This is a genomic window from Planococcus beijingensis (genome assembly GCF_016820615.1).
GTDB classification, from domain to species: Bacteria; Bacillota; Bacilli; order Bacillales_A; family Planococcaceae; genus Planococcus; species Planococcus notacanthi.
Genome location: NZ_JADHDZ010000007.1, coordinates 157546 through 180756, shown reverse-complemented (window position 1 = coordinate 180756; position 23211 = coordinate 157546). Strand labels below are relative to the sequence as shown.

24 protein-coding genes, 1 pseudogene and 1 riboswitch are annotated in these 23211 nt (G+C 43.7%); of the genes and pseudogenes, 19 read left to right on the top strand and 6 right to left on the bottom strand.

Annotation, left to right across the window (positions count from 1 at the left end; all coding sequences use genetic code 11):
* The first annotated feature begins 207 nt into the window (after positions 1 to 207).
* Genes tsaE through tsaD form a run of 4 tightly spaced genes read left to right on the top strand, consistent with a single transcriptional unit; the run spans position 208 to position 2819 of the window.
* The gene (gene tsaE, locus IRE19_RS16040; protein ID WP_191716447.1) at positions 208 to 663 is read left to right on the top strand and encodes a tRNA (adenosine(37)-N6)-threonylcarbamoyltransferase complex ATPase subunit type 1 TsaE; all 456 of its coding nucleotides are present in this window, start codon (positions 208 to 210) and stop codon (positions 661 to 663) included.
* Positions 660 to 1355 (top strand): tRNA (adenosine(37)-N6)-threonylcarbamoyltransferase complex dimerization subunit type 1 TsaB, encoded by a 696-nt coding sequence (gene tsaB, locus IRE19_RS16035; protein ID WP_203341168.1) that lies wholly within the window; start codon positions 660 to 662, stop codon positions 1353 to 1355. Before tsaE ends, tsaB begins: the two co-directional genes overlap by 4 nt.
* The gene (rimI, locus tag IRE19_RS16030; RefSeq protein ID WP_203341167.1) at positions 1352 to 1807 is read left to right on the top strand and encodes a ribosomal protein S18-alanine N-acetyltransferase; all 456 of its coding nucleotides are present in this window, start codon (positions 1352 to 1354) and stop codon (positions 1805 to 1807) included. The genes tsaB and rimI overlap by 4 nt, the downstream gene beginning before the upstream one ends.
* A complete protein-coding gene (tsaD, locus tag IRE19_RS16025; RefSeq protein ID WP_203341166.1) occupies positions 1800 to 2819 on the top strand; it encodes a tRNA (adenosine(37)-N6)-threonylcarbamoyltransferase complex transferase subunit TsaD in 1020 nt (339 codons plus the stop codon). The genes rimI and tsaD overlap by 8 nt, the downstream gene beginning before the upstream one ends.
* 379 nt (positions 2820 to 3198) lie before the next feature.
* Here tsaD and IRE19_RS16020 read toward each other — a convergent pair whose 3' ends face one another.
* On the bottom strand, positions 3199 to 5133 hold the full coding sequence (locus IRE19_RS16020; RefSeq protein ID WP_191716443.1) for an ABC-F family ATP-binding cassette domain-containing protein: 1935 nt from the start codon (positions 5131 to 5133) through the stop codon (positions 3199 to 3201).
* Positions 5134 to 5265: 132 nt separating this feature from the next.
* Between IRE19_RS16020 and IRE19_RS16015 the strand changes: the two genes are divergently transcribed.
* From IRE19_RS16015 to tatC, 3 genes are all read left to right on the top strand, one after another.
* Positions 5266 to 5898 carry a redox-sensing transcriptional repressor Rex gene (locus IRE19_RS16015; protein WP_191716442.1) on the top strand — a complete coding sequence of 211 codons (633 nt, stop codon included), beginning with the start codon at positions 5266 to 5268 and terminating at the stop codon, positions 5896 to 5898.
* A gap of 90 nt (positions 5899 to 5988) precedes the next feature.
* Positions 5989 to 6183 carry a twin-arginine translocase TatA/TatE family subunit gene (locus IRE19_RS16010; protein WP_191716441.1) on the top strand — a complete coding sequence of 65 codons (195 nt, stop codon included), beginning with the start codon at positions 5989 to 5991 and terminating at the stop codon, positions 6181 to 6183.
* 12 nt (positions 6184 to 6195) lie between these two features.
* A complete protein-coding gene (gene tatC, locus IRE19_RS16005; RefSeq protein WP_203341165.1) occupies positions 6196 to 6966 on the top strand; it encodes a twin-arginine translocase subunit TatC in 771 nt (256 codons plus the stop codon).
* A gap of 68 nt (positions 6967 to 7034) precedes the next feature.
* Here the strand turns inward: tatC and IRE19_RS16000 are convergent, their stop codons facing one another.
* Positions 7035 to 7880: a CPBP family intramembrane glutamic endopeptidase gene (locus IRE19_RS16000; protein ID WP_191716439.1), complete on the bottom strand. Its 846-nt coding sequence runs from the start codon at positions 7878 to 7880 to the stop codon at positions 7035 to 7037.
* Between the two features lie 193 nt (positions 7881 to 8073).
* On the opposite strand from IRE19_RS16000, the gene groES reads away from it, so the two are divergent.
* The 7 genes and pseudogenes from groES to IRE19_RS15965 form a co-directional block, all read left to right on the top strand.
* Complete coding sequence (gene groES, locus IRE19_RS15995) at positions 8074 to 8358, top strand: co-chaperone GroES (protein WP_006831533.1); 285 nt, start codon at positions 8074 to 8076, stop codon at positions 8356 to 8358.
* A gap of 31 nt (positions 8359 to 8389) precedes the next feature.
* On the top strand, positions 8390 to 10021 hold the full coding sequence (gene groL, locus IRE19_RS15990) for a chaperonin GroEL (RefSeq protein ID WP_191716438.1): 1632 nt from the start codon (positions 8390 to 8392) through the stop codon (positions 10019 to 10021).
* Between the two features lie 319 nt (positions 10022 to 10340).
* Complete coding sequence (locus tag IRE19_RS15985; RefSeq protein WP_203341164.1) at positions 10341 to 11186, top strand: DegV family protein; 846 nt, start codon at positions 10341 to 10343, stop codon at positions 11184 to 11186.
* A gap of 328 nt (positions 11187 to 11514) precedes the next feature.
* Positions 11515 to 12456: a sensor domain-containing diguanylate cyclase gene (locus IRE19_RS15980; RefSeq protein ID WP_203341163.1), complete on the top strand. Its 942-nt coding sequence runs from the start codon at positions 11515 to 11517 to the stop codon at positions 12454 to 12456.
* Between the two features lie 14 nt (positions 12457 to 12470).
* Positions 12471 to 13571 (top strand): beta-eliminating lyase-related protein, encoded by a 1101-nt coding sequence (locus tag IRE19_RS15975; protein ID WP_203341162.1) that lies wholly within the window; start codon positions 12471 to 12473, stop codon positions 13569 to 13571.
* 260 nt (positions 13572 to 13831) lie between these two features.
* Positions 13832 to 14830, top strand: a complete 999-nt coding sequence (locus IRE19_RS15970) for a tRNA dihydrouridine synthase (RefSeq protein WP_203341161.1) — start codon at positions 13832 to 13834, stop codon at positions 14828 to 14830.
* 348 nt (positions 14831 to 15178) lie between these two features.
* A pseudogene (locus IRE19_RS15965) lies at positions 15179 to 15934 on the top strand (aquaporin); the annotation flags it as partial.
* A 63-nt stretch (positions 15935 to 15997) separates the two neighbouring features.
* On the opposite strand, the gene IRE19_RS15960 reads toward IRE19_RS15965, so the two are convergent.
* On the bottom strand, positions 15998 to 16585 hold the full coding sequence (locus IRE19_RS15960) for a TetR/AcrR family transcriptional regulator (RefSeq protein WP_203341159.1): 588 nt from the start codon (positions 16583 to 16585) through the stop codon (positions 15998 to 16000).
* 123 nt (positions 16586 to 16708) lie between these two features.
* On the opposite strand from IRE19_RS15960, the gene IRE19_RS15955 reads away from it, so the two are divergent.
* On the top strand, positions 16709 to 17125 hold the full coding sequence (locus IRE19_RS15955) for an MFS transporter permease (RefSeq protein WP_238943266.1): 417 nt from the start codon (positions 16709 to 16711) through the stop codon (positions 17123 to 17125).
* Positions 17126 to 17220: 95 nt separating this feature from the next.
* Here IRE19_RS15955 and IRE19_RS15950 read toward each other — a convergent pair whose 3' ends face one another.
* Positions 17221 to 18651 (bottom strand): glycoside hydrolase family 1 protein, encoded by a 1431-nt coding sequence (locus IRE19_RS15950; RefSeq protein ID WP_203341158.1) that lies wholly within the window; start codon positions 18649 to 18651, stop codon positions 17221 to 17223.
* Between the two features lie 126 nt (positions 18652 to 18777).
* Here IRE19_RS15950 and IRE19_RS15945 point away from each other — a divergent pair, with 126 nt between their 5' ends.
* Complete coding sequence (locus tag IRE19_RS15945) at positions 18778 to 19242, top strand: MarR family winged helix-turn-helix transcriptional regulator (RefSeq protein ID WP_203341157.1); 465 nt, start codon at positions 18778 to 18780, stop codon at positions 19240 to 19242.
* 76 nt (positions 19243 to 19318) lie between these two features.
* Here the strand turns inward: IRE19_RS15945 and IRE19_RS15940 are convergent, their stop codons facing one another.
* Positions 19319 to 19834, bottom strand: a complete 516-nt coding sequence (locus IRE19_RS15940) for a CarD family transcriptional regulator (RefSeq protein ID WP_191716423.1) — start codon at positions 19832 to 19834, stop codon at positions 19319 to 19321.
* A gap of 192 nt (positions 19835 to 20026) precedes the next feature.
* On the opposite strand from IRE19_RS15940, the gene IRE19_RS15935 reads away from it, so the two are divergent.
* Positions 20027 to 20239, top strand: coding sequence for a hypothetical protein (locus IRE19_RS15935; RefSeq protein ID WP_191716422.1), 213 nt, complete (start codon positions 20027 to 20029; stop codon positions 20237 to 20239).
* Between the two features lie 120 nt (positions 20240 to 20359).
* Positions 20360 to 20875: a YehS family protein gene (locus tag IRE19_RS15930; RefSeq protein WP_203341156.1), complete on the top strand. Its 516-nt coding sequence runs from the start codon at positions 20360 to 20362 to the stop codon at positions 20873 to 20875.
* Positions 20876 to 20909: 34 nt separating this feature from the next.
* Here IRE19_RS15930 and IRE19_RS15925 read toward each other — a convergent pair whose 3' ends face one another.
* A complete protein-coding gene (locus IRE19_RS15925) occupies positions 20910 to 21542 on the bottom strand; it encodes an NAD(P)-binding protein (protein ID WP_203341155.1) in 633 nt (210 codons plus the stop codon).
* 262 nt (positions 21543 to 21804) lie between these two features.
* A riboswitch (SAM riboswitch) is annotated at positions 21805 to 21911 on the top strand.
* A 135-nt stretch (positions 21912 to 22046) separates the two neighbouring features.
* Between IRE19_RS15925 and sat the strand changes: the two genes are divergently transcribed.
* Positions 22047 to 23210, top strand: a complete 1164-nt coding sequence (sat, locus tag IRE19_RS15920) for a sulfate adenylyltransferase (RefSeq protein WP_203341154.1) — start codon at positions 22047 to 22049, stop codon at positions 23208 to 23210.
* Position 23211 lies beyond the last annotated feature (1 nt).

The window sequence follows — 23211 nt, the reverse complement described above, 5'->3', positions numbered from 1 at the left end:
GTGGTGTAGCGGTTAACATGCCTGCCTGTCACGCAGGAGATCGCCGGTTCGATCCCGGTCGGGACCGTAATTTTGATGATGAACACAGCGATCCTGCTGTGTTTATTTTTTTTGTTTTCATTAAAAACCACTGACAAAACGATATATTTTGATTTACTTCAACAATTTCGCTAAACTATGTAAAGACTCAATAGAGGTGACACGATAATGGCATACACAATTACATTGAACTCGCCTGCAGAAACCGAAGCGTTTGCGGCCAGTTTGGCTGAACTGCTGGAACCTAGAGACCTCTTGACGCTCGAAGGCGATTTAGGGGCTGGGAAAACGACATTCACAAAAGGCTTAGCAAAAGGACTTGGAATTCAGCGGATGGTCAACAGTCCGACTTTTACAATCTTAAAACAATATTCCGGTCGTCTGGAATTGAATCATTTTGATGTCTACCGTCTTGAGAACAGTGACGAAGACATCGGGTTTGATGAATTTTTCAGCAGCGAAGCAGTATCGGTAGTTGAATGGGCAACATTTATAGAAGAATACCTACCCACGGAGCGTCTGGAAATTACAATTACCCGGCAATCAGAGCAAGAACGCAAGATTATCCTCCACCCGATTGGCAGACGCTATGAAAATCTTTGCAAGGAGCTAAACTTATCATGATTTATCTAGGAATCGATACCTCGAATTCTCCTTTGGCGCTTGCGTTAATTGAAGATGGCAAGGTTTTAATAGAAGAAACATCTAATTTAAAAATCAATCATTCGCTAACTGCGATGCCGGCGATTGAAGAAATGATGAAAAAAGCGAAAGTGGCGCCTGCTGACCTGACGCACATTGCCGTAGCGGAAGGACCAGGTTCTTATACAGGTGTGCGTATTGGATTGACCATTGCCAAAACATTGGCTTGGTCTTTGAAAATTCCCCTTCATCCAGTCTCGAGCTTGAAGGTGCTTGCTGCAAACGGCCAAGGGTTTGAGGGGCTGGTTTGTCCACTGATGGATGCGCGGCGCGGTACCGCCTTTATCGGCTTATATGAGGGCAGCAGCTTGATACCGGTGATTGGCGATCAGCATAGTGATGTAAAAGAGTTTTTATTGAAAGTGAAAGAATTCAATCGTCCTGTACTCTTCACGGGGATGGATGTGTCCTTGCACGAAGCATTAATCAGTGAAGTGTTGGGTGAAACAGCTCATTTCAGCGGAATGCAGAACCGGTTGCCGCGTGCTTCCAATCTCATTTTGCTGGCTCAGGAATCTCCAAAAAGCAATGTTCATCATGCTGTTCCTGAATACCGCCGCATTACAGAAGCAGAAGCCAATTATAATAAAGCGCAAGAAGGACAACCTCTATGATTGAAGATGTGAGATTCAGAAAAATGACCATTGCGGACATTGACGAGGTTTATGAAATAGAGCGCCTGTCTTTTACCTTGCCTTGGACCAAAGACGCTTTTTACTATGAAATGATCAACAACGAACATGCATATTATGTGATTGCTGAAACAAGTGAAGGCATCGTAGGTTATTGCGGAATGTGGCTCGTCATGGACGAAGCACATGTGACGAATATCGCCATCCTTCCCGAACAGCGTGGTAAAAAACTGGGCGAGGGCTTGATGCAGGCGGCAATTGATACTGCGAAAGCGCATGGTGCGATCTTGATGACATTGGAAGCCCGTGTCAGCAACACAGTCGCACAAAATCTTTACCGTAAATTAGGATTTAAAAATGGAGGCATCCGTAAGCGGTATTATACGGACAATTATGAGGATGCCATAGTGATGTGGGTGAATTTTGATGAATAAAGACATTTATATATTAGGAATTGAGACGAGCTGTGATGAAACGGCAGCTTCGATTGTTAAAAATGGCACCGAAATCATCTCCAATGTGGTGGCTTCCCAAATTGAGAGCCACAAACGTTTTGGTGGGGTCGTGCCGGAAATTGCTTCTAGGCACCATGTAGAACAAATTACATTGGTTATTGAAGAAGCGCTTCAGTTGGCAGCAATGGAACCGCATCAGCTGAATGCCGTGGCGGTAACGGAAGGGCCAGGTCTAGTAGGTGCTTTACTGATTGGCGTCAATGCGGCCAAAGCGTTTGCTTTTGCCCATCAGCTGCCTTTAGTAGGAGTCCATCATATCGCAGGCCATATTTATGCCAATCGTTTGGAGCAAGAGATGAAATTTCCACTTCTGGCGCTGGTTATCTCTGGTGGCCATACGGAATTGATCTATATGGAAGAACATGGTGATTTCACTGTAATCGGAGAAACACGGGACGATGCAGCTGGAGAAGCCTATGATAAAGTTGCCCGGACACTGGATCTCCCTTATCCAGGCGGCCCTCATATTGATCGATTGGCACATGCCAGTGATGAGGCTATTGCATTTCCAAGAATTTGGCTGGAGGAAGGTTCTTACGATTTCAGTTTCAGTGGATTGAAATCGTCTGTCTTGAATTACATGCATAACGCAGCTCAGCGCGGCGAAAAAATAGCTCCAGAACATGTAGCAGCCGGTTTCCAGAACAGTGTAGTGGAAGTGGTGACTGGAAAAACGCTGCGCGCTGCTGAGGAATACAAAGTCCAGCAAGTGATTGCTGCTGGTGGAGTAGCCGCGAATAAAGGCTTGCGAAGCTCGTTGGAATCGGTATTCAAAGAAAAAGAGATTCCCTTCTATATTCCTTCTTTGCCTTTATGTACAGATAATGCAGCGATGATTGCAGCCGCAGGCACTGTCATGTACGAAAAAGGATTATATGGCACGTTGGCAATGAATGGACGGCCGGGTATGCCATTAACCTCATGGATTTAATAAAAGCAAGTAATTTCATCATTTCAGGTCATCTGGAATGTGTGTAATTACTTGCTTTTTTTTACCATAAAATTCAGATATTTATGAAGATGGCAGAATTTTTCTGTCAAGAGAGAACATTTGTACTTATGCACAATTTGTGAATAAACTGTTTATAACTAGGGGGTAAATAGAGGATATCCTACATATTGTGTAAGTAGAAGTGGAAAACTATGTGGATAGTATTTTGTTAACCTGTGGATAATGGGGATAAGACTGTTGACAGTTGATAAGACAACTTCTAAGTTGTGGGGAAATCTGTGGAAATAAATATTTTGCGAAACCCTATTGACCTATATATAGTAACAAAAAAACCGGCTGAAAAACAGCCGGTTCAAAACTAAATACTTTCAATTTTTTCCTGTAGTTCTAGCCATTGTGCCATGGTTTCTTCGTGAGAGGCTTTTAAGGATTCCAATTGGTTTTGAAGCGGCAAGACCCGCTCGTGGTCCTGGAAGATTTCCGGCTCACACAATTGTTCTTCAATTTCAGCAATTTGCTGATCTAGTTTCTCCATTACCTGTTCGGCTTCTTCAGATTGGCGGACCAGCTGGCGCTCCAGTTTTTTCGCTTCTTTGTTGATCTGCGAAGTGGAAGTCGCGGTTGGCGCTTTTACTTCCGTCATCGACTCTGCTTCATCAAGAGCTTTCAATTCAGCGATTTCCAATTTTTTCTCTACATAATAATCATAATCGCCCAGGTATTCGGTTGTGCCGTCTTTAGTAAGCTCAATGACTTTTGTAGCGATCCGGTTCATAAAATAACGGTCATGCGATACAAAGAGCAGGGTGCCGGGATAATCCAGCAAGGCGTTCTCGAGTACTTCCTTGCTGTCGAGATCCAAGTGGTTTGTCGGCTCATCAAGAAGCAGGACATTGGCTTTTTGCATCATCAGCTTGGCAAGGGCCACTCGTGCCTTCTCGCCGCCTGATAAAGTTGAGACCGGTTTAAGGACATCATCCCCTGTAAACAAAAAACGCCCAAGGATGCCGCGTATGTCTTTTTCATTGATGAGAGGGTAATCATCCCATAATTCGTTCAGCACCAGCTTATTGCCCTTTAAATTGGCTTGTTCCTGGTCGTAATAGCCGAATTGGATGCCGGTTCCGTAATGAATATCGCCATCAAGCGGTTTCAGCTCTTTCATGATGGTTTTCAGCAACGTCGATTTGCCGACGCCGTTGGGTCCGACCAATGCCATGCTTTCCTGGCGGTACAGTTTTAATGAAATATTTTCGGATACAGGCTTGCTGCTATAGCCGATTTTCAGCGATTGGACATTCAAGACGTCATTGCCGCTTTGTTTGCCAATAGTAAAGCCGAAGCGGGCTGATTTTTCATTGCCGTCGGGAGCTTCCATCCATTCGGTTTTTTGCAGGGTCTTCCTGCGGCTTTGTGCCATCTTGGTCGTTGAAGCCCGTGCCAGATTGCGTTGGACATAATCTTCCAGCTTGGCTTTTTCGCCTTGCTGTTTTTCAAACTGCTTTTGGTCCAATTCGTATTGTTTAGCTTTTTCATTCAAATAACGGCTGTAGTTGCCGGTATACTTTTTGACTCGGTGTCTGGAAACTTCATAGACCAGCGTTACCACTTGGTCGAGGAAATAACGGTCATGCGAAACGATCAGCAAAGCACCCGGGTAGTTCTTCAAGTAGTTCTCCAGCCAGCTGAGCGTTTCGATGTCCAAGTGGTTGGTCGGTTCATCGAGAATCAGCAATTGCGGCTTGCTGAGCAGGTGCTTGGCAAGCATCAATCTGGTTTTCTGGCCACCGGATAATGACACCACTTTCTTGTCGTAATCTTCGGGATAGAACTTCATGCCATTCAGGATGGCTCGTGTATCCGCTTCATATTGATAGCCGCCTGCATCTTTGAAATCATGCTGGAGCAGATCGTATTCTTTCATGACTTTGTCGTTTTCTTCAGGATTATTGTATATATCAGGATCGGCCATTTGTGCTTCCAAGCGGCGAAGTTTCGATTCCTGTTCACGGAAATGATGGAAAATCGTCATCATTTCATCCCAGATGGTGGCATCCGACTCCAAATTGGTCTGTTGTTCCAAATAGCCGATCGTCAAATCTTTCGGCATGATGATGTCGCCGCTGTCATGGGACATTTCACCGGCGATGATTTTCAATAAAGTGGATTTTCCTGCACCGTTGCGGCCTACTAATGCAACACGGTCGCGATGCTGTACTTCCAATTTGACGCCTGAAAGGATCTCTTCTGCGCCAAATGATTTATGGACTTGATTCACTTGTAAAACTATCATGTAGGTCACCTCTATTCTCTCTAAGTGTAGCTGATGGGGCGTTGGTTCGCAATTGCACAAGCCTTTACATATCAAGGCTCCTAATGTAAGATGAAAGCGATTTGACAACACCTCAGGAGGATGCGAAAGCGTATGTTACATGAGACATCTAAAATTCCGCAAGCCACAACCAAACGGCTGCCTTTGTATTACCGTTTCCTTCAAAATTTTGCGAATGCCGGACAAAAACGGATCTCTTCGCAGGAATTGAGCGAAGCGATGAAAATTGATTCGGCCACAATCCGCCGCGACTTTTCCCATCTGGGAGCGCTCGGAAAAAAAGGCTATGGCTACGATGTCCAGGAACTGCTGCTCTTTTTTCGGAAGACTTTGGATCAGGACGAAGCTACCAATGTGGCGCTGATCGGTGTCGGAGGACTCGGAAGTGCGTTCTTAAAGTATAATTTCCATCGCAACCACAACACGAAAATCATTGTGGCCTTTGACTCGAACAGTCCGGTGGAAGGCGAAAAGATCAGTGATATCGATACCTACCATCCAGACAAGATTGAAGAAAAGATCAAAGAGTACGGCGTGGAACTGGTTATTTTGACAGTGCCGTCACGCTCGGCCCAGGAAGTGACAGACCGTTTGGCGAAGACCGAAATCAAAGGGATTTTGAATTTTACGCCTGTCCGCATTTCGGTTCCCGACCATATCCGTGTCCAGACCATCGATTTGTCCGTTGAACTGCAGACTTTGATATACCAGATCAAGCAGCAATGACTCAAAACCTTCACATTTCAAAGGCCTTTGGAAATAGCCAAAACAGCTTGAATGATGTAAAATAGAGCCATAATACAGGAGGTGCCACGTATGCCAGGTCCAATGAGTATCATCGTTATCGGGGTTGTTGCCTTGTTAGTTTTCGGTCCTAAAAAGTTGCCGGAACTTGGAAAAGCATTCGGTTCGTCTTTGCGCGAGTTTAAAAACGCTACAAAAGGACTTGTGGATGACGACGACGATAAAGTAGATTTGAAAAAGAAAGATGAGCAAAAGGAAATACGATAGGATGTTTGTCTGATGACAGAAAAAGATATGACGTTAGTTGAACATATAGGTGAATTGAGAAAACGGCTGACCATTGTAGTCGTTTTCTTTGTATTAGCGCTTATTGTCAGCTTTTTTCTTGCCCAACCGCTGATCCAGTATCTGCAGTATACCGAAGAAGCGAAAAACCTGACGTTGAATGCGTTTAAAATTACGGATCCGCTGAAAATTTTTATGCAGGTTACGATGATTTTAGCGCTGATCATCACGTCCCCATTGATCATGTATCAGTTCTGGGCGTTTATCAGTCCAGGTCTTCTCGATAAAGAACGCAGAGCGACATTAAGTTACATTCCGTTCTCTGTTCTATTATTTCTGGGAGGCATCGCTTTTGCGTATTTGATTCTATTTCCTTATGTCATCGGATTTATGCTGAATATCTCTGACAATATGGATATTCAAGAAACAATTGGCATCAATGAGTACTTCCAGTTTCTGTTCCAGATTACGTTGCCGTTCGGTTTGATTTTCCAACTGCCGGTCCTTATGCTGTTTCTGACAAGGCTTGGGATCATTACCCCGATGCTGATGACGAAATACCGCAAGTACTCCTATCTTGGTTTAGTGATCATTGCAGCGTTCATTACCCCGCCGGACATCGTCTCGCATATGATTGTGACTTTGCCGTTGATTGTGCTGTATGAATTCAGTGTCATCATCGCTAAGATTGGTTACCGTAAGTTCTTGAAAGCGGAGCAACAGCAGATTATCGAAGAACAGCAACAAACCATTGAAGAAAAATAAAGCCTTCCACCGATCAAAATCGGGGAAGGCTTTTTCTCATGGAAAAATATTTTTCGTCTCTTTACTGCTCATTGAAAGAAAGAAGAAAATCCGGTTGTTTGAAGTTTTTCCATCTGTTCCTGGAATTCCAAAATTTTGTCCATATTGAGTTGAATCAGCATGACATAGCCATTCAAGCACATATGGGCAATAATCGGCGTGATGATCCGTTTGGTCTTCTGATACAGGAACGCCAAGATCAGGCCGGTAGTGAAGTAAAGCAGCAAATGCGTAAAATCAAAGTGAATCAAAGCGAACACCAATGCACTGATCGCTGTTGCGAAAAAGAAATTGGTCGTTTGGTTCAGTGAACCGAACAGGACGCGGCGGAAAACCAGTTCTTCGAGAATTGGTCCGAACAAGACGATTGAAACGATAGCGAGTGGCACCGCTTCAGCGATATAGACTAAGGAAGCGGTATTCTCAGAACCGGGATCAATGCCGAGAACCTTCATTTCAATTAAAGCGGCGACTGATTGGCCGATCAGCAGAAGCAGAAAGCCGAGAAAGCCCCAGACAACCGACATGAGGACCGTGGATTTTGTGCCTTTCCATATATCGAAAAAGCGCTTGTCCCGGAAAATGATCAGGAGCGTTAAAATGAAACCGATGCCCATAGTCAGGAAAATCAGCCAGCCTGAAGTGGCGGCGCCGGCAGCTTCCCGGTCCATGCCTTGGTCCAGGAAATAATTCAAGGTAGGGGAGATGAACAGAATCGGTGATAATTGTGCAGCAATAAAGATCAACAATACATAAAGCGGCGTTTTTGTCCCTTGTGCTTTCGGGCGGTAGCTGCTGTTCTTTTTGGTTTTCGGGCGAGAGGAGCTGCCGTTTTTCAAGAAACTGTCTATAAAGGTTTTTCGTTTGGTGGGCATGATGTAATTCCTTTCACTGGGGGATGCTCCTTCTATTGTAGAGCTTTCAAAGAACAACCGCAAAGAAATCAAAATACTAATGGTTACCGCTTGCAAAAGACTGAAGATTTTATTAAACTTGGTAGTGGGTTAGCACTCAGAGGTTGAGAGTGCTAATCGAGAACATTTAGATAATTTGAGGAGGGTGTTTCAATTGTTAAGACCACTAGGAGATCGTGTAATTATTGAGCTCATCGAAGCGGAAGAAAAAACGTCAAGCGGAATCGTCTTGCCGGGTTCAGCACAGGAAAAACCGCAGGAGGGCCATGTGATCGCTGTAGGAAATGGACTTATCCGTGAAAACGGGCAGCGCACAGAATTGGACGTGCAAGCTGGCGACCGCGTCATCTTCTCGAAATACGCAGGATCTGAATTGAAATATGAAGGCAAAGAATATTTGATTTTACGTGAAAATGATATATTAGCAGTTTTAGGCTAAAATAAACCAGCGAAACAGGAGGAAGCTAAACATGGCAAAAGATATTAAGTTCAGTGAAGACGCACGCAGTCTAATGCTGCAAGGCGTAGATAAATTAGCAAATGCAGTAAAAGTGACACTTGGGCCAAAAGGGCGCAACGTGGTTCTTGATAAAAAATTCGGTTCGCCGTTGATCACCAATGATGGTGTAACGATTGCAAAAGAAATCGAACTTGAAAATGCTTTTGAAAACATGGGGGCGAGACTTGTTGCGGAAGTAGCTTCTAAAACAAACGACATCGCCGGTGACGGGACAACGACAGCGACGGTTCTTGCGCAGGCAATGATCCGTGAAGGCTTGAAGAACGTTACAGCTGGCGCGAACCCTGTAGGCATCCGCCGTGGAATCGAATTGGCAGTGGAAAACGCGCTTGTGGAATTGAAAGCCATTTCCAAGCCAATCGAAGGAAAAGAGTCGATTGCACAAGTTGCAGCGATTTCATCTGGTGATGAAGAAGTCGGCAAACTGATCGCAGAAGCAATGGAGCGCGTCGGCAACGACGGCGTCATCACTTTGGAAGAATCTCGCGGCTTCACAACTGAACTTGATGTGGTTGAAGGAATGCAATTCGACCGTGGATACCAGTCTCCATACATGGTGACGGATTCAGACAAAATGGAAGCGGTATTGGATAACCCATTCATCTTGGTTACTGACAAGAAAATCGGCAACATCCAGGAAATCCTTCCGATTCTTGAGCAAGTCGTTCAGCAAAGCAAGCCATTGTTGATCGTGGCTGAAGATGTTGAAGGCGAAGCATTGGCGACATTGGTTGTCAATAAATTGCGCGGCACATTCAATGCTGTAGCTGTTAAGGCACCAGGCTTCGGTGACCGCCGCAAAGCGATGCTGGAAGATATCGCTGCACTAACTGGCGCAGAAGTGATTACAGAAGATCTTGGACTTGAATTGAAGACAACGAACATCGCTCAGCTTGGGCGCGCATCAAAAGTGGTTGTTTCGAAAGAAAACACAACCATCGTGGAAGGCGCCGGCGACCAGGAACAAATCGTCGCTCGTGTTACACAGATCCGCAACCAGCTCGAAGAAACAACTTCTGAATTCGACAAAGAGAAATTGCAGGAGCGTCTAGCTAAATTGGCTGGCGGCGTTGCAGTCATCAAAGTCGGAGCGGCTACTGAAACAGAATTGAAAGAACGTAAACTTCGCATTGAAGATGCGTTGAACTCAACTCGTGCAGCTGTCGAAGAAGGCATTGTTGCCGGCGGTGGTACAGCGCTAGTCAACATTTACAACAAGGTTGCAGAACTTCTTGAAACAGAGGAAGGCGACGTAGCAACAGGCGTCAACATTGTGCTTCGTGCACTTGAAGAGCCGGTTCGCCAAATCGCGACAAACGCAGGCCTTGAAGGATCAATCGTCGTTCACCGCCTGAAATCCGAAGAAATCGGCATCGGCTTCAACGCAGCAAATGGACAGTGGGTTAACATGGTGGAAGAAGGAATCGTCGATCCAACCAAAGTTACCCGTTCAGCGCTTCAAAACGCAGCTTCTGTTGCAGCTATGTTCTTGACGACTGAAGCAGTCGTAGCAGACATTCCGGAACCAGCAGCACCTATGGGCGGAATGCCTGATATGGGCGGCATGGGCGGCATGATGTAAGTAATTCTTTAAGTCCTTGATTTTACCCGGGACGAAAAGATGCTTCAATAAACCGTGATTATTTATTGGTCATAGTAAATTTAAATCCATGAGCCTCCTCTCAATTCAATGAATTAAGAGGAGGCTTTTTTATTTGAACATATATAGCTCCTATTCTCAAAAAAGAAAAACAGCAATATATGTTCAAATCATGTCAGCCTATTTAGAACTTTTTATGTATATGACGGCTGTCACTAGCACTTGTTTAAATCCTCCTGTAAGTTAGCAAGAGCAGGCCACTTACGATGCTGATAAACTCACATTTAGAGGAGAAACGTCAATGAAAAAAATAGCTTGGATTACTGATACGGCTGCGCAATTGGATGAGGATTTCATCCGAAAACACAATGTCCACATTCTGCCTCTTAGTGTGGTTTTTTCGGATGGATCGTTTCGGGAATCCATCGATTTTACACAAGAAGAGTTTTACGATAAATTACGGATAGCGAAAGTCTCACCTAAAACTTCACAGCCTGCAATTGGCGAGATGGTATCTTTGTATGAAAAATTGGAGTCGGAAGGGTATGACTTTGCGATTGCGCTTCATTTATCGAGTGGCCTTTCAGGGACATTTGAAAGTGCCCAGGCAGCTGCGAAGATGACAAATTTCAATGTCTATCCCATCGATTCAAAAATCGGCTCTTTTCCAATGGGGAAGATGATTGAAGTAGGCGCAGGGTTGTTTGCAGAAGGCAAAGACGCGGAAGAAGTGGTGGCAACGATCAATAAAATGGCGACTCGGTCGAGATTGTCCTTTATTCCTTCAAGCTTGAATCAATTGCATAAAAGCGGGCGTGTGTCTGGCACACAAACCTTCGTCACCAATCTGCTGAACATTAAAGTGGTGATCACTTTTGAAGATGGAATAACCATCCTGAAAGAAAAGGTTCGTTTAAACAAACGGGCGAAAGACAAAGTCACTCTTTCCCTTCGTGCGGATATGGAGACGGGCACTGTTCCGGAAGTTTCCGTTATTCACTGCAATAATGCCACTGACGCAGAAATATGGAAGAGCGAGCTTTTGCAAGAATTTCCAGCATTGAAAGTGCAAGTTGCTGCACTAAGCGTTTGTGTAGGCGTCCATGCAGGCGAAGGAACTACAGGATTAAGCTGGGTTTCTTATTGAGTGTTTTATTGCAAACTGTAACTGAACGAAAAATTGTTGCGATTAACAAAATGACTGGAAGATCGTATTCTCAAGACCATCAGCAAAAGGGATGAAACCACACCGGTTTCGTCCTTTTTTATTAGGTGTAAATTAAGAAGCAATCTTTGCCGATGGGAAGAAATATTTTTGAATTCATATTAAATGCTTATCAGCTTGATATGTTAAGCTTTAAGAAATACAACAAGATCCCCGTTTTTTGAAGCAAGGAAATGATTTTAAGATTGCTTCATTTCCTTAAGAGAGGATGGATCGATAAAATGAAATTTGAAAATATTCGAGGTGTGCCATGGTAACTACGTATCAAGAATTGCAGATGTATAAAAATTTTGATGAACTGGCCAACGATGTGCTGGAATTGGCAAAAGAAATCTTGCCGGATCAATTGATCTATTTAACGTCACTTAGCGATAGCCAACAAGTTATTCTCAAGCTTTCAAATGAAGATACCAGTATTGCCGTGGCAGAAGGACTGGTGTTAAACCTGAATGAAACGCTTTGCAATCGAGTGGATTTTCAAAACAACCAGCCTCTGATCTATGAAGATATCCAAAAAGAAAGCAGCTTAGAGAAACTTCAGCAGAAGCTTGATGAAGTGAATATCCGGTCTTACTTGGGCTTACCGATTTCTCTTGTGAATGGAGAGAAATTTGGAACATTATGTGCAATCAATGATGAAGTCACCCACTTTGATGCGAAGAGTATCCAATTACTGCAAAAAATTGTTCGGATGTTTTCTTATTATTTGGATCTTGAGCGTTTTGCTTATCGGGATGCGTTGACGGATCTGTATAACAGACGGTATCTCTCTAATTTCTTTGACAATCATTCCAGTAAAGGTGGCGTGATTCTCTTTCTGGATTTGGATGGGTTTAAAAAGGTAAATGATATCCATGGCCATGAAGCAGGCGATGGCGTGTTGAAGGAAGTAGCTTCCAGGCTTCAGAAGTTGGCGGCTGAACAGCCGGACGCTTTTGCGGTCAGATTAGGAGGCGATGAGTTTGTCATGCATTTTCCTTCTATAGGCAGTAAAGAAGACATAAGCCAACAGGCGCAGCATGTACTCGATCGCTTAAGTAAGTGGGATGCCCAGTATCAACTTTCTACAAGTATCGGAGTTGTCACATATCCGGCCAGTGGTACTGAAGAATTAGCGGCACTTCTTAAACACGCTGATCAGGCTTTGTACGAGGCAAAAACTTCAGGAAAGAATACGTATAAGTTTTTCTGAAAGGGGTTTATAAGGTGGGTGAAGAAAATCAATTAGAGAGGGCCTATAATCAAACGGCCTACAAACTGGCGGGAAATGGTGAACGGAATATCCAGGTTTTAAAAGAAGCATTTCAAAATATAGAAGATGAACTGGAAAGTGATAAGTATGGTAAGGGCCGGATCATTGAGGATTTCCAAAAGAAAATGGCAGTTTTATTAGGAAAAAAGGACGCGGTCTTTTTCCCGAGCGGCACGATGGCCCAGCAAATTGCCTTGCGAATCTGGTGTGATGAAAAGGGAACTGGAAAAGTAGCGTACCATCCACTTAGCCATTTAGAGATTCATGAAGAAGGCGGTTTAAAAGAATTGCATCATATTGACTCGGTTTTCCTTACTGAACGTGATCAGGTAATCGATCTGAATGACGTCATCAAAATGGAAGACGGGGTTGCGGCTATCTTATTGGAACTGCCACAACGGGAAATAGGCGGTCAGTTGCCAAGTTTTGAAACGCTTGAACAAATTTCTCAATATTGCCGTGATCGGCAGATTCGGCTTCATCTCGACGGTGCCCGGTTATTGGAAGTTCTCCCTTACTATCAGAAAACAGCACATGATGTCTGTTCTTTATTCGATAGCGTTTACCTTTCTTTATATAAAGGGATTGGCGGAATTGCGGGTGCTATATTAGCAGGTGACAACGATTTTATCAAGCAATCAAAAGTTTGGAAAAGGCGCCACGGCGGCGATTTAATCAGTTTGTATCCTTATATCATACCCGCAGATTATTACTTTGACATGCGTTCCAATAAAATGGAACAGTATTATGAGGAAGCTAAGGAAGTGGCTGAACGGTTTAATGCGTGTTATGGCATTTCAACACTTCCTGCTGTTCCGGTTTCTAATATGTTTCATGTCCAGTTCAGGCAAGCTAAAGAGCAAGTCGAACCGATTTTATTGGAGCTGGAACAGCAAACAGGAATAGGGATAACCAGTTACCTCAAAGAAATGGATGAACACTCCTGTTATTTCGAAGTACATATGGGAGACGGGTATTCAAAAATTCCGAAAGAATTGCTAGACAGGACATTCGAACAACTCGACGAAAGCATGAAGCACTGGTTCAACCAGTAGAAAACCTCTCAACAATGCGGTGAATTGTTGAGAGGTTTTTCTGTGCTTCTTGTTTACTAATTGCTGACGCGCTGCATGAGAACTTCTCTTCAAAGCACGTCTCTTTCCAGAAACGCACGATTCGTGTAAACTGTATAAGGTTAAGAAAAGTAGAGTGCCCTTATATCGTTGATAGTTAATGATTATAGAATAGATAAATGAAGAACATTTGGATGAAGGTCTGGCCTTCGATCCCGTAATGAAAGGATTGGAATTTGCATATGAAAGAAAATTTTTGGCGTGAGTTGCCGCGACCGTTTTTTGTATTGGCGCCGATGGAAGATGTCACCAATGTGGTATTTCGCCATGTAGTGGCGGAAGCAGCAAGGCCTGATGTATTTTTTACGGAGTTTACGAACACGGAAAGTTATTGTCATCCGGAAGGCATTTTCAGTGTACGGGGACGTCTGACGTTTACCGAAGATGAGCAGCCGATGGTGGCTCACATTTGGGGCAACAAGCCTGAGCATTTCCGGGAAATGAGCATCGGAATGGCGAAGCAGGGCTTTAAAGGGATTGATATCAATATGGGCTGTCCGGTACCGAACGTTGCCGCCAAAGGAAAAGGCAGTGGGCTGATCAATTATCCGGACAACGCTGCTGAAATCATCCAGGCGGCCAAAGCTGGCGGCTTGCCTGTCAGTGTCAAGACGCGCCTCGGCTACACGGATGTGGAAGAATGGAAAGGCTGGCTGACCCATGTATTGGAGCAGGACATCGCCAATCTGTCGATTCATTTGCGGACGAAAAAAGAAATGAGCGCAGTGCCTGCGCATTGGGAATTGATTCCTGAAATCAAGCAGCTTCGTGATGAAATCGCGCCGAATACGTTGTTGACGATCAACGGGGATATTCCGGATCGCCAGACAGGCATGGAGCTTGCCGAGAAATACGGCATCGACGGCGTCATGATCGGCCGGGGCATTTTCCACAATCCGTTCGCTTTTGAAAAAGAACCGCGAGAACACAGCACGAAGGAATTGTTTGATCTTTTGCGTTTGCAGTTGGACCTTCATGATAAATATTCGACAGACATCGAGCCGATTGCCTTCAAGCCTCTCCGCCGCTTCTTTAAGATTTATGTTCGCGGAGTCCGTGGAGCCGGTGAATTGAGAAATCAATTGATGTATACCGAAACGACGGATCAAGTGCGTGCCTTGCTGGATGCTTTTGAAGCTTCGAATCAAGAAGTGGAGTTAGCAGAAGCGGTTGAAAAATGAGTGAACGCGAATAGAGACTTTTTGTCAGTTCTTAGAACTGGCAAGAGGTCTTTTTTTATTCAGGAATGTCTTTTGAAATGAGGCAGCAAGAAGAAGCATAGAGCAATAAGAAAGAATTGGAAATATATTGGAGTGAAAAGTGAAGAGGCGTGGTATACAATAAAGTAAAAGAGTTTAGTTCTTAATTCTTATTTGCACTTATTTATTTAGATGTTGTCGTGTAACAGAGGGGCATGGACCGTTTCACAGTACTGATGAAAAACTCAGGAGGAACGTTTTGAATGGCAGACACTTCGAACCATGTAATGAGAAAGAATAATATCTTTTTAAAATTCATTCAGAAGAAGGAGTTGGTTCACGATGAAAAAGTATTTGGCGGAATTTATCGGTACATTTATTTTGGTATTCTTAGGGACAGGTGCAGCAGTTGTTCTCGGAGGGTACACAGGTGGAACGGATACAGGATTTCTTGGCGTTTTGGCCATCGCATTCGCTTTCGGTCTGTCGATTGTAGCGGGCGCATACGCCATCGGCCATATTTCAGGATGCCACGTCAATCCCGCAGTTTCGTTGGCTGTGCTGATTTCCGGTAATATGACAGCTAAGGAGTTTGGCGGTTATGTCGTTGCACAGATATTGGGAGCATTTGCAGGGAGTTCGATTCTGGCTTTTGTTGTCGTAAGCTCGACCAGCTTGGAAGGGTTTGGCGCAAACGGATACGGTGAGTTGAGTGCAGTCGGTTTGAATTTGACAGGAGCGCTTGTGATTGAAGTCATCCTTACCTTCATCTTTGTGCTTGCCATTTTGGGTGTCACTACAAGTAAAGCCACTTCCCACATGGGAGGGATTGTCATCGGCTTGACGTTGACATTGGTTCATATCATCGGCATACCATTGACAGGTACTTCTGTAAACCCTGCCAGAAGTTTAGCTCCTGCTATTTTTGCTGGCGGCGACGCACTTGCTCAATTATGGGTATTTATCGTAGCACCTCTTGTCGGAGCGGCTCTTGCAGCCTTCGTCTTTAAATCTTTCTTTGTCGTTAAAGACGAGACAGGCATTGAAATAGCTGGAGAATCCGATATGAGTGCCACACGCAAATAAAGAAAAGACAGTTTCCTGTTACTTTAGGAGACTGTCTTTTTCTGTCTTCAGGAAGTTTGTGGTTCATAAATTCTTGATAAAGAAGATAATCTGAATATACATTTCAGCCATTTGTGTAGGTGTTTCTGCTAAGTCATTATCCAGCCACTGCTCGATGAGCCCCAAAAAAGCTGAAGTGGCAAAAGAAGACAAATAGTCTTGTGGAACCGTGGTACTGTTGAAAAAAAGTTCGTTTCTAATCATTTTTTCCAGGAAATGCTCTACGAAGAATTGTTTCAACCGCTTATGAAAGCCGACGCGGTTATTGCCGCCTAAAAACACCTTAAAGGTTTCGGCATTCAGTTGAATATAGCGAAATACTTCAACCGCATGCATCGAGATGTTTCCTTTTTCTGCTTCCAGCAACAAGCGATCGGGTTGGAGCCGTTCCAATTGGACTTCCAGTCCAGCAAGCAAGTTTTCTTCCATTTGGTCGAGAAGATCATACTTTTCTAAGTAGTGAAGATAAAAAGTTCCTCTGTTTATACCTGAGGCTTTTGCAATGTCCTGGACAGAAACTTTTATAAAGTTCTTTTCCTGAAGCAATTGAAGGAAGCTCTTTTGGATCTTTTCTTTTGTTTTTTCATTCATGTCATCGTAAACAGCCATCATCCATATCCCTCCACAGCTATCAACAGTTATGCCTTTTCTGTTTATTGCTTTCATTATAGCAGGCGCCTAAAATTAACGTATAACCACTGAACAGTGTGTTTAGTGGAATTCGGAGAAAAGGTGATGGAAATGAAAAAATCAACGATTGTTATGTGGATTATGCTACTCATTGCGGTTGTCATGCTGTCAAAAGCTTTTATATTAAACGAAGACATCAAAATGTTTTTGCTGATCTTTTTTGGAATCGGATCGGCTCTCGCTTTCTTGCGTTTATTTGTGAATAATTCGATTAAGAAAATGAAAGGAAAAGATTGGAAAGTTAAAGTGTTGTTCTTCGCCGTACTTTTAGGATTCGGTCTTCCGTTCCAATCCTGGTTCAGAAATGAAGTGCTGTTTTCAATGGATTCAGCTTATTTGGCAGGAAGCATCTCCATGCTGGTGGTTGGGATGGTGTTCATGACACTATTCGTTGGGTATGTGAAGAATAAGTTGCAGGCGAAAGTTGCAGGAAAACAGAGGATAGTAAAGTATACAAGTTGAACGGTAAAACTTTAAATGCATTAATTGCTGAAAATACGATAAAACCAGCCAGCGGCGAACATACAAATTCGCAACTGGCTGGTTTTTTAGTTGTGCTAAAGCTCTTCTCCACGTGTCTCAATTATTTGCCTATACCAATGGAACGACAGCTTTTTCTTGCGGTTTAATCCATTTTTGTGGTCGACGTAGATAAAGCCGTACTGTTTTTTGTAGCCATTGAGCCAGCTTAGCAGATCGATGGCAGACCAGGCGTAATAGCCTTTCAGGTTGATGCCTTGGCTTATGGCTTTTTTGATGACTTTCAAATGTTCTTCAATGTATTTGATTCGCGGAATGTCGACAATTTCACCAGCGATGATCGGATCTTCATCACCCAATCCGTTTTCTGTAACATACATCTTGACGTCTCCATAGCGCGCTTTCAGCATATGGAGTCCATCCAGAAATCCTTGTGGCGAGATTTCCCAGCCCCATTTGGTATAAGTTTTATCGTCCATTTTGACAGTTCGGTAAAAGCCGTCGAAAGAAGGACTGCCAGGAACCAACGTAGAGGTCTCCCGTGAATGTTCGATAGAAGAAACGGCTTCATGATTTTTTTCTACACGGATGGGCTGGTAGTAATTGAGTCCGATGAAATCATTGTGGTCAGCGTTTCTTTTCAAGATGTCCAGCTCTTCGTCAGTCCAATCGGGCGTCCAGCCTTTTTCCTCCAGGTGCTTCACAACATACTGAGGATATTCGCCTTTTAAAATCGGATCGTAATACCAGTGGGTCTCGTACGCATTGGCATGCTCGGCAGCTCTCAAGTTTTCTTCGGTGTCGTCGACGCTATAGGCCGGAAGAAAGACGTGGGTGATGCCGATTTCACCGTATTGCTTGAGCGATTTATAGGTTTCTACTGCCTTGGCGTGTGCATAGAAAACATTATGGGTCGCCTGGAAGTATTTCTTTTCATCGTTTTCAATGCCTGGTGGGTGGGCGCCTTTCAAATAGCCCAATCCGCAGAACATGACGGTTTCGTTGAAGGTGATCCAATGTTTGACGCGGTCACCGAACGATCGGAAACAGATATCTGCGTATTTGACGAAAGCTTCTGCTGTCCGCTTATTGGTCCAGCCGCCATCTTTTTCAAGTGCCAGCGGCAAATCCCAATGATACAGCGTGACAAACGGAACGATGCCGTATTTCAGGCATTCATCGATTAGGTTATTATAAAATTTCAGCCCTTTTTCATTGATACTGCCGTCACCGTCCGGCAAAATACGTGCCCATGAAACGGAGAAGCGGTATGACTCCAGACCCATCTCTGCCATCAAGCGTATATCTTCTTTGTAGCGATGATAATGGTCGACGGCGATGTCGCCGTTGGTGCCTTCGAATGTTTTGCCGGGAATTTTGGAAAAGACGTCCCAATTGGTCGGCCCTTTACCATCTTCGTTGGCGGCGCCTTCTACTTGATAGGAAGCAGAAGCTGCACCGAATAAAAAGTCATGTGGAAATTTCCGTGGAATGTCCTTGTTTTGCATAACTTAAAAACCTCCATCTTCAGCTATTATTCAGAGTATAACAGGAGGGAGGGGAACCAGACCACTTTCCGCAAACTTGTAAGTATTTCTACAAATTGACTTCGCCAGATGGAATCGGTATATTAAATGGCGAAGAAGATGATAGGAGTGAACTGTTTGGCCCCGGACGCGGAATTACAGAAGTTGAATTTGATCGATTTGATAAGCGAACGCCATATAACAACGCGGAGAATTTCGGAGAAGGCATGGAATGATAATAGCGAATTCCATATTTCCAATTCTGAATGGTACATTATGGCACGCATTTATAAAAAACAGCCCACCATTGCCTACGTTACGAAAAATGTGGATATTTCCAGGCAGGCGATCCATAAGTTCATTAAAAATTTAGCTTCTAAAGGATTAGTGGAAGTAAGGAATGTGGAAAATAATAAAAAAGAAAAGTGTATCCGGCTGACGGCTTTTGGGGAAGAATGCTACGAGAAAAACGAAGCGCTAAAAGTTCAGTTGGAAAATAAAGTCGCTGAGAAAATCGGCCCCGATCACATGGAAATCCTCAAGGACATTTTGAAATCCGATTGGGGTATTTAGCCGAAAATTCGAAGAACGCCCTGCTTCATCAACCGATTGATGAAGCAGGGCGTTCTTGTATAGTGAAAAGCAGTTATTACACGACCGGAAGAGGTTCATCTTCCTTGATCATGTCATTGATTTGTTTATTGATTTCCTCAAAACTGGTGCCAAGCGCACGTGCCAGTTCTTTGAAAAGAATGATTTGGGTATTGTTTAAAAGTTTATAATCGCGTTCATAGAGCGTCTTTTTCTCTAGTTGCGTTTCGAACTTCTTGCGCATCAGCGTGTTGACGACTCTCGCAATTTCCATGCGTTCTCCCGTATTGATAACTTCAGAATATTTCTTTAAGCGGGAGTTTGGATGGTTGGTCCACTCGCCTCCAGGCTGCTTGAACGTTTCAATGATTTCAAGGGCTTCTTCTTTTTGAAGAAGTTTCAGCATGACAACTTTTTCGTTGTCGACTGGTGTACTGATGGTCACTCGGGTATTCTCCAAAGGATGCAATTTGTAATACTGCTTGGTGACGCCAGAAACGGTTACGTCCTGAATATCGTCAATTCTACATAAACCATGGGCGGAATAAATGATGTGATCTCCAATAGTGAACATTTTTTTCCTCCTCAACTTATCTCAACTAAATTCATCATAACATAAAAAACCTAAATTGTAAACTAGGTTGACAATTTAAGTGGATGTATCTATAGACACAGAAAAGACAAAAATAAAGGGTTAAAAAGGTTTAGAAAAGGGAAACTAGAAAAGAATAGGTTTGTTGGTCATCAAAGCGGAGGTCACAATAAAATGAAGAGTGTAGAAGAAGCGAAGCAATTGATCATTGCGGAAAAACTGAGGCATTATAATGAACGGTTTGCGGATATTGAACGGGACCTGCAGTTTTTTTATGATGAATCATTAAATGACCCTGAATCCCTGGAAATTATTACGGTTCTACAGGATAAAGTAAAGCAATTAAAAGACATTAAAAATAAAGAAAATCAAGAGACAGCGATATAAAGCTGTCTTTTTTTGCTGTCTTTCCGGAAGCCTGATGAACTGTGAATTATGTGCTATTATTAGGGATGGATTTATAGTGGATAAGCATTCATTACTGGAAATCAACAGGAGGCAAAGAAAATGGATAATAATGATTTATTGATCAGATTGCGTTATGCACTGGATATAAAAAATAACGATATGGTCGAGATTTTTAAATTGGGCGGCATTGATTTGAGCAAGGACGAAGTGCTGAAAGTGCTGACGAAAACACCTGAAAGCGAAGAAGAGGATGACAGCATTTGGGCCGAACAAGATAACGATGACTACATCCGAGCGGACGACCATCTGTTTGAATCGTTTTTGAATGGCTTCATCATTTTCAAGAGAGGCCGTCAGGAGCCGAAACCAGGGCAACCTGAATTCCCGGAATCGACAAACGAGCGCTCCAACAACTTGCTTTTGAAGAAAGTGAAAATCGCTTTGCAGCTGAACAGTGAGGACATGCTGGAGATTTGGGATTTGGCAGGCGTTACGGTGACAAGAGGCGAGTTGGGTGCATTGCTGCGAAAAGTGGGACATAAAAACTACAAAGAATGCGGAGACCGCTATGCGCGCAATTTCTTGAAAGGCTTGGCGATCAAGTACAGAAGTTAACGCTCTTTATCAGCTCAAAAGGACTTGGAATGAATTATTCCAAGTCCTTTTTTTTATTCATCAAAAGCCGCAATTCCCGGAGTGACGCTTCTTGTGACGCAACTTGTAAAAAGGATTCATCCAGAAAGCCACGGAGGTATTCTTCTTTTGCGTTTTGTGGAATCATTGTTTTCTTTAGAAGCTGTCTTGCTTCAAAAAGAAAATCTAGGTATTGTTCATAACTTTCATCAAACTGAGACTGCAGATCTTGCTTGATTTTCTTTGCCAGCATCGGGCTGGCGCCGTTTGTAGAAACTGCGATGCTCAATTTTCCCCTTTTGACATGAGCTGGAAAATGGATATTGCCAGCTTCCGCTTCATCAGAGGCGTTCACTAGGCAATTGGAAGGTGCAGCTTTTCTGGACTCTGCGTTTGTAGCCGGATCATCGGTGGCGATGATCATCATGAAAGCTTCTTCGGCATCCCCTGGCTCGAAACATTTCTGCTTCCAGAGAATTTTACCTTCATCATCCCAAGCGATTATGGCAGGATCGGCCACCGGACTGATGACCAACAGCTCTGCTCCGCTATCCACCAAACCACTCAGCTTGCGCTTCGCGATGCGCCCTCCACCTACAACAATCACTTTTTTTCCTTTCATTTCAATCATGATCGGAATCACCGTCATCTTATCCGCCTCCTCAACTCTTTTAATATTACCAAAAATAATCTCCATGCGTTTTGCGGTCGCTATTCAATTCATCCTGGTAATTCAGATTTCATTTTTTTCATCACAAAAATATTTTTTTATCCATCACCTGTTGATAGACCAACTTTTCGGTATAGAAAAAAATAAAAAACTTAAAACATAGTTTGACACTGGGAATAGTCTATTATATACTTTGTAAAATCAAATATTTCAAACAATTCAAATGAAAATTGAATATGCGTTCTTATCAAGAGAGACGGAGGGATTGGCCCTTTGATGTCTCAGCAACCCTCCTTTAAGGAAACGGTGCTAACTCCAATAGGCTTTCAATAGCCTAGAAGATAAGAAGATCGTTTTGTTTTTTCGGACCTTCTTCTTGTCGAAGAGGGTCCTTTTCTTTTTGTCCGAACGCCTTGGAGATTTGGTTTCAGAACGTTTTTGAAATAGACGACAGTACATAAAACTAACCTTGGAGGTAATGAAATGACAAGCAAAGCACACGGTGGAAATTTGGTAAACAGACAGGTGACGGGCAGTGAAAGAGAAAAGGCATTGAAAAATGCAGAGTCGCTTCCTTCTTTATTCATTTCGGATTGGGCAATCTCGGATTTGGAATTGATCGGCATCGGCGGCTTCAGTCCGTTGACCGGCTTCCTCAGCCAAAAAGATTATGAAAGTGTGGTACATACATCCCGTCTCAGCAATGGAACGGTTTGGAGTGTTCCGATTACGCTGTCGGTTACGGCAGAAGAAGCGGACAGCTATCAGGTCGGCGATGAAATTGCTTTAAAAGGCGAAGACGGCGTCATTTACGGAACAATCGAACTGACGGAAAAATACGCATATGACAAGCAATTGGAAGCACAGAAAATTTACGGAACAACAGAAAAAGCACACGCCGGCGTGAAGAAATTATACGAACGCGGCGATGTTTACCTAGCTGGCCCGATTACTTTATTGAATCGACCAGACCACAGCGAATTCGAGGAATTCCACTTGGATCCGGTTGAAACGCGCCAGTTGTTCCAAGAACTTGGCTGGAAGACGATTGTCGGTTTCCAAACGCGCAACCCGGTGCACCGTGCACATGAATACATTCAGAAAGCAGCACTGGAAGTAGTCGACGGCTTATTATTGAACCCATTGGTGGGTGAAACGAAATCGGATGACATTTCAGCGGCAGTGCGGATGGAAAGTTACCAGGTCATTTTGAAGCATTACTATCCGGCAGATAGAGCACGCCTCGCGATCTATCCAGCAGCAATGCGTTATGCAGGGCCAAAAGAAGCGGTTCTTCATGCCATTGTCCGCAAGAATTACGGCTGCACACATTTCATTGTCGGCCGCGACCATGCAGGGGTCGGCGACTATTACGGCACATACGAAGCACAGGAGTTCATCAGCCAGTTTGAAGAAGAACTGGGCATCCAAATCTTTAAATTTGAGCATTCGTTCTACTGCAATGCATGTGAGAACATGGCAACAGCCAAGACGTGCCCGCACACTTCAGAAAACCACGTCCATTTAAGCGGCACGAAAGTGCGCGAATTGCTTCGCAACGGAGAAAAGCCGCCAAAACAGTTTTCCCGTCCGGAAGTAGCCGATGTACTTATTAAAGGCTTGCGGGAGACCGTAACAAGTAACTAAA